At 41.6% G+C, this 9093-nt stretch carries 9 protein-coding genes; 4 read left to right on the top strand and 5 right to left on the bottom strand.

The features are described from left to right. Positions 1–340: 340 nt before the first annotated feature. Together trpE and IM479_RS09040 are read left to right on the top strand one after the other, a co-directional pair. Positions 341–1861 carry an anthranilate synthase component I gene (trpE, locus tag IM479_RS09045; RefSeq protein ID WP_287684931.1) on the top strand — a complete coding sequence of 507 codons (1521 nt, stop codon included), beginning with the start codon at positions 341–343 and terminating at the stop codon, positions 1859–1861. A gap of 121 nt (positions 1862–1982) precedes the next feature. Further along, entirely contained in the window at positions 1983–2105 is a 123-nt protein-coding gene (locus IM479_RS09040) for a hypothetical protein (protein ID WP_287684926.1), read from the top strand. 52 nt (positions 2106–2157) lie between these two features. On the opposite strand, the gene IM479_RS09035 is transcribed toward IM479_RS09040, so the two are convergent. After that, the gene (locus tag IM479_RS09035) at positions 2158–3336 is read right to left on the bottom strand and encodes a PulJ/GspJ family protein (protein ID WP_287684925.1); all 1179 of its coding nucleotides are present in this window, start codon (positions 3334–3336) and stop codon (positions 2158–2160) included. A 435-nt stretch (positions 3337–3771) separates the two neighbouring features. On the opposite strand from IM479_RS09035, the gene gloA reads away from it, so the two are divergent. Beyond that, entirely contained in the window at positions 3772–4182 is a 411-nt protein-coding gene (gene gloA, locus IM479_RS09030; protein WP_002796773.1) for a lactoylglutathione lyase, read from the top strand. 21 nt (positions 4183–4203) lie between these two features. Then, positions 4204–4677, top strand: coding sequence for a CYTH domain-containing protein (locus IM479_RS09025; RefSeq protein ID WP_287684923.1), 474 nt, complete (start codon positions 4204–4206; stop codon positions 4675–4677). A gap of 18 nt (positions 4678–4695) precedes the next feature. On the opposite strand, the gene nusB is transcribed toward IM479_RS09025, so the two are convergent. The 4 genes from nusB to IM479_RS09005 all read right to left on the bottom strand — a co-directional run bounded on the left by nusB (position 4696) and on the right by IM479_RS09005 (position 8570). Next, positions 4696–5349 carry a transcription antitermination factor NusB gene (nusB, locus tag IM479_RS09020; protein WP_286824593.1) on the bottom strand — a complete coding sequence of 218 codons (654 nt, stop codon included), beginning with the start codon at positions 5347–5349 and terminating at the stop codon, positions 4696–4698. 155 nt (positions 5350–5504) lie between these two features. Then, positions 5505–6968, bottom strand: a complete 1464-nt coding sequence (locus tag IM479_RS09015; protein ID WP_287684922.1) for a DNA phosphorothioation system restriction enzyme — start codon at positions 6966–6968, stop codon at positions 5505–5507. A 427-nt stretch (positions 6969–7395) separates the two neighbouring features. Then, the gene (gene hemJ, locus IM479_RS09010) at positions 7396–7983 is read right to left on the bottom strand and encodes a protoporphyrinogen oxidase HemJ (protein ID WP_286824591.1); all 588 of its coding nucleotides are present in this window, start codon (positions 7981–7983) and stop codon (positions 7396–7398) included. A gap of 401 nt (positions 7984–8384) precedes the next feature. Next, the gene (locus tag IM479_RS09005; RefSeq protein WP_287684921.1) at positions 8385–8570 is read right to left on the bottom strand and encodes a hypothetical protein; all 186 of its coding nucleotides are present in this window, start codon (positions 8568–8570) and stop codon (positions 8385–8387) included. Between the last annotated feature and the right edge of the window lie 523 nt (positions 8571–9093).

The raw sequence follows: 9093 nt of genomic DNA, 5'->3' as shown, positions 1-9093 counted from the left end.
GAAAACCAAGTGGGCGGACAGCACCTTGAAAAATCGGCTTAGGGGGTTCCGTTCAGAAGAGCTTGTCCGGGTAAAAAGTCGCGCGCAACAAGTACAAGAAGCGTTTAGTCAGAACCGTACCGTGGGACACACGGAATCGGGCTTCTGAAATGGAGCGAAAGTCTGTGGACTTTGTGTAAGACAGTACATGGTTTTTTAACCGTGGTATGCAACGGTGGTTGAAGCAGAAACTTAAATCGTGAGGTTTAGGAATCGCCGCACTTTTAGGGCGGCGAGGATGTCAAAATTCCGTTTTCTCCCCTACAAGTGTTGTGCTATCCGTTTCCTGAACCATCAAAATATGATCTTCCCCGACTTCGATCGCTTTCGTCAACTCGCTGGCCAAGGTAACTTTATTCCTGTCTATCAAGAATGGATCGCTGACCTAGAAACACCCGTTTCGGCCTGGTATAAAGTTTGTGCCAATCAAGCCTACAATTTTTTATTAGAGTCGGTGGAAGGGGGCGAAACCTTGGGACGCTACAGCTTTTTAGGAGGCGATCCCGTCTGGGTATTAGAAGCGCGGGGAAACACCACCACCCAAAGTTTTCGCAATGGTTCTCAAGAGATTTTTTCGGGGGATCCTTTCGAGATTTTAACCCAATGTTTAGCCCCGATCGTGCCGGTTAAATTGCCGCAATTACCCGCCGGAATAGGGGGTTTATTTGGTTTTTGGGGTTATGAATTAATTAATTGGATCGAGCCGCGAGTACCTATTTATCCCGCTACCGATGCCGATCTACCGGATGGTATTTGGATGCAGGTGGATAATCTGATTATTTTTGATCAAGTTAAACGGAAAATATGGGCGATCGCTTATGCCGATATCCGGGGTAAAAATCCCGATTTAGCGGCCGCTTATCAAGCGGCCTGCGATCGAGTGACACAGTTAGTTCTGAAGTTACGATTACCCCTACCAACTAATGCCAAAACCCTAGAATTATTACCAGTTGGTCAGGGAAAAGAATTAGTCTATGAAAGCAATACAACTCAGGAAAAATTCTGTCAAAATGTCCTGAAAGCGAAGGATTACATCAAAGCGGGGGATATTTTTCAGGTGGTTATTTCCCAGCGTTTAAATGCCAATTATCAGGGTCATCCCTTCGATTTATATCGTTCCCTGCGTCTGATTAATCCTTCTCCCTACATGGCTTTTTATAACTTTAAGGATTGGCAAATTATTGGCTCTAGTCCTGAAGTGATGGTTAAGGCAGAACGGGACGAATTAGGTAAAATAAAGGCTACGGTCAGACCAATTGCTGGCACCCGTCGCCGGGGACAAAACTTCAGTGAAGACCAAGCTTTAGCAACGGATTTATTGCAAGATCCCAAAGAAATTGCCGAGCATATTATGTTAGTGGATTTGGGGAGAAATGATCTAGGTCGGGTGTGCGATCGAGGTACGGTCAAAGTGGATGAATTAATGATAATTGAACGTTATTCCCACGTTATGCACATTGTTAGTAATGTGGTGGGGGATTTAGCAACCAATAAAAGTGCTTGGGATTTATTAAAAGCTTGTTTTCCGGCTGGAACCGTCAGTGGGGCCCCGAAAATTCGCGCCATGGAAATTATTCATGAATTGGAACCCTGTCGTCGTGGTCCCTATTCAGGGGTTTATGGTTACTACGATTTCGAGGGACAGTTAAATAGTGCCATCACGATTCGTACTATGATTGTTCGTCCCCAAGGTAATCAAAATTATCTGGTTTCTGTGCAAGCGGGAGCAGGGTTAGTAGCTGATTCTGAGCCGGAGAAAGAGTATGAAGAAACCCTCAACAAAGCCAGGGGTTTATTGGAGGCAATTCGCTGTTTAAGTTAGATTTTTTGCCCAGGATCGTCCTTTGGACTTTTTTCCCATCAAAAAGTGCCAGTGATTGGGGTGATCGGGGGGAAAATTCAGGCACTTTTTCCCTGAAAATTAGGTAGTTGACCCCCTGAAAATGGGTAAAACCCTACACCCCACACCCCACACCCTGCCACCACCGAAAAGCTTTTTGCCGCAAACCCTATTTAACCTCATTCCAGTTAAGGGGGATTTGGCCATGATTTCCGAGAAGGAATAGGGTTAGCTAACCAGGATAACATCAAGGTTTCAGCTTATTGCCATAAGTTTAGCTACTTGGGTGTAATGGTTACTAAAATCTGATAGGAGGTTGGTGGAGTACTTGTATTCGTTAACACGAATAAAATTTGGTTATTAGTAAGAGGATCGATATTGATGTCTGAGGGTAAACCGGTATCAGAGGTATATGCTACGGTTGGTTTCTGCAATCGGGTATCAAGAATATGGGCATTACGAAGGCCATCCACATAAACCATAATGGCATCTCCAGCATTTGCATCAACAGGTGAATCCAAAGGTTTTTCCGGTTCCCCATTGGGCAAGTTGATGTCGTTAGGTGCAGTAAGAACACCGCATTGAGGACTGGAAGTACTGAATGTACAAGTTGTTCCTTTAATAACTTTAGCTGTAACAGTTGCCGGCACGATAACGATGGGTAGACTTGGGGCGTCCACAGACCCCCCACCGCTCGTCTGATAAAAAGAGGTGGAGTCGTCTAGGTCGCAAAATCCTCGACAAGCTCTCGGGAAAACTGTGGTACTGACAGAGTATTCAACTTTCTCATTGGTAGTCATATTTACCTGAGCGTTGGCATTCAAAATCACTCGATTACGATCTTCGTGAACACAGGCAAAAAAACCGCCCACATCGTCAGTATTGGCGGGGATTCGGTTAAAATTCGCAGGACAATCACGGTTAACAGCAGCCGATCCTAACATATCGGTGACAGGGGAATGTATGTAATTAAAAATCTCATAGTTGCCATTAGCGTTCAAGTTCGGACCATAGCGCCACAAGACTCGCGGACCGGTCAAGCTATTTTCAGGGTTTCTGGTATAGTAAACGATCTGTTTAACGAGCAGATTATTGGGATTGCTGGGATCAGGAATTTGGAAAGCTAGAACTGCTTGCGGCGCTCCTGGTATATCTTTCCAACCAGGTACTGGTTTGATCTCAGCTTGAGACTTAGCGATAATTTTTGCTCGTCTCACTTCATCTGAAACAAACTCTAGAGTACGATTAAGATTATTCCGGATTTCACTATCGGCATTGGCTCGATAGTTAGTTCTGAGCAGGTTAATCAAGCCATTTCCCGCTACGAAGACGGCAATCAGCATCATCAAACCTGCCAGTAAGACTTCTGTAATCGTGAAACCCGCTTGCAGACGACGATGAGAGGATTTTTTCTGTAAACGACCTAAGTGATTGATATACTCTAAATAAAAACGCATAGCTTTAACCCGTCTCAATTTCTCTGTTCTGTACTCCCCTAAATATTTAACATTTATTGCAGTCACAGAGGCTTTATTAAACTATAGGTCAATCAAGTCGAAAGGGGTTTTCAGAAACCAGTGAAAATTTACTACTAACTACTACCTTCACAATTTTTCCAGAAAACTCCTGATCAAAAATGTCTTGACCTAACTAACTTTACCACTAACTACACAATAGTCCGAGAAAATCCTCTAGATAGTGATTTAGGTATGGCCAAAAATGTGATTTTGGTTACAGCTATTAATCGCTTTTGGGAGTAGGTGATTTTACCGGTGAGTTTTCCGTACACCCGTATTGGTATAATTATTGACCCTCAAGGAGATAAGAAGGCACAAGGACTGGTTACAATCAAGGATGAGTAATTTTTCGATCGATGTCATCTAAAAATAATCATGCGTCTCTTACACACCATGCTCCGGGTCAATAACTTGCAGGAATCTCTACAATTTTACTGCGATGTGCTAGGAATGAAGTTATTGCGCCAGAAAGACTATCCCAATGGTCAATTTACCCTCGCTTTCGTCGGTTATGGTGATGAAGCTAATCATGCTGTCATCGAACTGACCTATAATTGGGGAGTCGATCGCTATGAAGTCGGTAATGCTTACGGTCATATTGCCCTGGGGGTGGATGATATCTATAGCACCTGTGAGAAAATTAAAGCTCTTGGTGGCAATGTCACCAGGGAACCGGGCCCGATGAAACACGGTTCTACCGTGATTGCTTTCGTGGAAGATCCTAATGGCTACAAGATCGAGTTAATTCAACTAGGAACCCAAGCTGCTGCCGTGGCTACGGCTTAAATTTATTGCCATCAAAAGCTTATGACTGTTGAAATTGAACGGAAGTTTCTGGTTAAAGGGGATTCTTGGCGATCGCTTGCGACCGGCAAGTTGTATCGTCAGGGATATATTCCCACCCAAGATGGATTGACAACTGTGCGAGTTCGTGTAGTTGGAGATCGGGGTTATTTAACCATTAAAGGCAAGACTGAGGGCATTAGTCGCCCAGAATTCGAGTATGCAATTCCCCTAGAAGATGCGGCGCTCATGTTAGAAAACCTCTGTAAGAAACCTTTAATTGAAAAGATTCGTCATCGCATTTCTCTGGATAATTTAACTTGGGAAGTTGATGAATTTTTGGGGGATAATCAAGGTTTGATTATGGCTGAAATTGAGCTAGAACAAGAGGAGCAAGTCATTACTATTCCTGATTGGATCGGCCAAGAAGTCACGGGAGATGAGCGATACTACAATATCAATTTACAGAAATTTCCCTATAAAATGTGGTCATTGTAGTATTAATTTCTTTCGGGGTTAACTCTGGGTAGATACGGCTTTTTCTGATTCATTGAGCTTATTCGTTACCCGTCGGAGAACACCATTAATAAAGCGATAACCTTCATCATCAGAATAACGTTTTGCTAATTCGATCGCTTCATTAATCGCTACTTTTTGAGGTAGATCGAGATAGAGCATTTCTGCGACGGCAATTTGGAGGATATCCCGATCGATTCTTGGTAAACGATGTAGTTGCCAATCCACTAAAGCGCCGGTTAATTCCTGTTCGATTTCCGCACGACGACGATAGACTGTACCGATTAATTCTAGGGCATATTCCCGCACTTCGTACTGACTAGATAACTGAACAATTTCGGGAAAATCTATCACGGTTCCTAAACGATTAATGGCATTGTGAGTAAGAGAAATTGCTTCTTGTACCATAGTTTGGGCGCTTTTTAGATTTGTGGCCTTAGTATCACTAGCGAGAATCCGTTCATTACCGCGACTAATTTCGGCAGCAGCGGTTTCTAAGGTTTCTTGAATTTCCAGGGTTAAGGTTCTAACTGCGACTAAAATTAAATCGTTTAAAGTTTGCTGTTCTAGGTTTTCAGGATTGCCTTTAATCTGACTTAAACTCAAAAGGGCAAGTTCTCGAGCAATGCGACGGGGTTGTTGACGGGGAGACATAGAAGTTTAGAAGTAGAGGAAAGAAAATTATACAACTTTATTGATCGCTATTCGCTTGGGTTAATTTTTCTCGGCGATCTATCTTGACTTTCAGATCAATTCTTGACTAACCTCTATTCTAGCATAAAAGCTGCCAAGATTTAACTTTTCAGGTTTTAATTAGACAAAAGACAATATCTATCTTGAATCTCCCCTAATTTAGTCTCAGCTTCTTGAGCATTAATAGCTAATTGGGCAAACTCTAGAAAGCGTTTTAATTCCTTGCGTAATAAATTCCTTTCTACTTCCCAGGTTTCTCGATCTAAGGTCGGTGGCATAACAATCATATCAAATAAAGTGGCCTGTTTTTTATCGGGATGGGGTCGCAATATTCGCCCGCGACGCTGAATAAATTGTCGAGGATTACCACTACTAGCGAGAATGACTGCGTTTTGAATTGATGGCAGATCTACCCCCTCATCTAAACATCTAATTGCCACTAATCCTTGTAGATAACCCTCCTCAAATTGTTGGCGAATTTTTTCTCGTTCTTCTAGGGAAGTTTCTGCGGTGTAGGTAGCAACTCGATAACCTAATTGATTGCCCAATAAATGAGTAACTGCCTCTACTTGACGACGATAATTAGCAGTATAATTTTCCACATAACCATCCCCACAATAAAATAAAGTATGATCCGTATCTAACCGCTTTTGCATCAGTTGTTGTAAAGCCTGTAATTTATTACTTGCTGAACCAACTAATCGTGACCTTTGCATTAACAAAGCGGTGAGGTTCTCATTACTATTTAAATTACTATTTTTCTGCAAATTCCAGCCGATTCTTTGGGTTAATTTTGCGTATAATAAAGCCTCACCGTCGGTTAATTCAACCAAGACTGGATAATAAAAATAATTGACTAAAGCTCCTTTACTAATAGCATCAGCTAGGGTAAATTCTGGTTGTAGAATTTGCCCAAAATAATCAAGAATAGCGTCAGTTCCTTCCTCATCAAAATATCTTTCAGGAGTGGCGGTTAAAGCCAATCTTAGACCTAAAGAACGGGGTAATAATTCTTCTAATCGGGGGGAACCTAAATTATGTGCTTCATCACCAACGATTAAAGTTTTATCGGGAAAAAATTTTATTTGTGATTGAAACCCCTCGCTAATAAAAGTTGAGTTAGTAGTTAAAATAGTGACAAATTTTTGATTACCCGCTTGCACATTATATAACTCTGTGGCTAGTTGACTTTGCCATGTATGGACACTTTCGTAGGCTAAAATCGGTTTAAGATTAAATTTTTCCGCTTCTCGTTGCCATTGATTGACTAGGTGACGATAGGGGCAAATTACTAATAATACTTGCAGTTCTATCGCTTGGTAAAGTTCCATGGCAATAGCTAAAGCAGTAATAGTTTTACCGCTGCCAGTGGCCATTTTTAAAGTTCCCCGTCCCCGATTACGAAACCAACTGATAATCGCTGTATTTTGGTAGTCTCTCAATTCTAAATCGGGGGGAATTCTAGGAATACCAGAGGGATTAACTCGATAGAATCCTCGCAATTCAGCAACTTGTCTGAGCTTGCGGGAACTCAGAAAATCTCTAGTTATTTTTTCCCAATCTATCCAGCAACTATTCATAGGACCTCTTGTAAAAATCAAAAATTGTTGTTAGGGTTAGGAGTCAGTAGCCAGGAGTCAGGAGAATTAAGAATAAATAATAATCAGTTAAATGGTCTATTTACAGATTTTAGGCAATTTAATCCTTATTTTTGCCGTTTTTGAACCCTGAAAAATTAATTATGCAAGAGGTTTATAATAATAAATCCTGTTTAAAAGGTATCGGGGAGCAGCGGAGCGCCGGAGCAGGGAGAAACAATCCATAGCTTGGGAGTTCATCACACTATTAAAAATAGTTTTTGTATAAGCTCAAAAATAGCAAAAAGCCAAAAACCTAAAAGCTAAACGTTACTACCTATACAATGGGGATGGTCTTTTTAGTCCATCCCACAGCTGTCAAACCACTCTTAACTGTTATCCTAGAAACCTAGGGAATGATTGAGATAATTTACCTGGTCGCTACTTCTTCTTTTTGGGGAGTATTTTGCCGAAGTTTTTCTTGATCTTTGCGACGTTTTTTAGCATAAAGTTGGATTGTCACCGCCATCAATACCACTAAAGCTACAATTAACCAAGTGGTCAAATCGAGGGGTAATTGATTCTTAAATACTGCCAAAAGGACAATAACTACCAATAACAGGGTTGGTGCTTCATTTAATGCCCGAAATTGCTGTCCCGTCCAATTACATTCCCCTTTTTCTAGCTTTTTCATGATGCGACCACAGTAGAAATGATAGAGCAGTAAAAGAGCCACAAAGGATAATTTAATATGTAACCATCCCGATTTTAAAATTTCCGGTTCTGTGGAGATTAAACCGATCGCCATGGCCACGGTGACAATCATCCCCGGTGTGGTGATGATATTGTAGAGTCGCTTCTCCATGATCTCGTATTGCGCTTTCAGAATAGCTTGTGCGGGTTCCGTTTCTGTTGCTGCCTCCCCATGATAGACAAACAAACGTACTAAATAAAATAGTCCCGCAAACCAAACAACTACCCCAATCAGGTGAAATGCTTTAAACCAATAGTAAGCCATAGTCTATATTGTGATGTGAGTCCCGAATTAATTAGTCTAAGAGCTATCCATACTTTCCCAGACTATCCCTATACAAAAGTTTAGACGGAAAATAGGGGTTGGGGAGCAGGGGAGTAGGGAGCCGGGTAGAAAAAAGCTGTCTCCTGAATACTGTCTCCTGACTTGAAAGAGGGTGTGGGGTGTAGGGTGTAGGGTGTGGGGGGGTCACTGCGTGCGCGTTGCGGGGGAAGAATAAATAAAAATAATCTCCTGACTCCTATCTCCTGTCTTCCGACTCCTAACTCCTAACGCAATGGTAGATGTTGGATTTTTGCAAGAGTCCTATTTTCCGACAAAGATAAGCAAAAGTTATTGATTGACTCCAAAATCTTGAGAATATTTAAATTAACATTCCGCAATATTTACAAATTCTTAAAAATTAATTGAGAAAGATTTTCATTTAACAACGATGTTGCAATGGTAACAGCGATTTTATAGAATTTCATAATGGCTTGTCCTGTGCTTTTTTGGGCAGCAATGGTTGAAACCCTTGCCACACCTAGAAGGTAATCCTCATTAAGACGGGTAAATGAGTCAATTTCACCCACAACGATGATCTTTTTTTTGTGTAGTTTTATTGCAAAAAAAAAGTTTTTTTGACAAAAAGCACAAAGTATGATAGAGACCTGACGTATTTCTGGCTGCCAGTAGTGATTGGAGAGAAGGGAGCAGGGAGCTTACTTTTCCCGTTAAGTCTGAAAACGACGGCAGAATAAGGGTTTCAGGCTCTTCTTAATTGTCAATAAGCTAATCTTAATGACAATGACCAACGAGAGAATAGGACTTCGAGATAGGGGGAAAGCAAGCGATCGCTCAATTAAAAAGATAGCGGGAAAAGTCAGAGCAGGGAGAGGGGAGCAGGGAGAATAAATAAAAACAATCTCCTGAATACTGACTCCCATCTCCTGAATACTGACGACCGATAGCTAATTAGGGTCTGCTGAAAAAGTTTTTCGGTGGGGGTTGGGGGTTGGGGGTTGGGGTTTTACCCATTTTCAGGTGGTCAATTACCTAATTTTCAGGGAAAAAGTCCCTGAATTTTCCCCCCAATCACTCCAAGGGTCGGCACTT

Origin of the sequence: Microcystis sp. M165S2, assembly GCF_020245885.1 — a bacterium.
Lineage (GTDB): Bacteria > Cyanobacteriota > Cyanobacteriia > Cyanobacteriales > Microcystaceae > Microcystis.
Note: the sequence above shows the minus strand (reverse complement) of the source record. Positions and strands in the feature narration are given on the sequence as shown.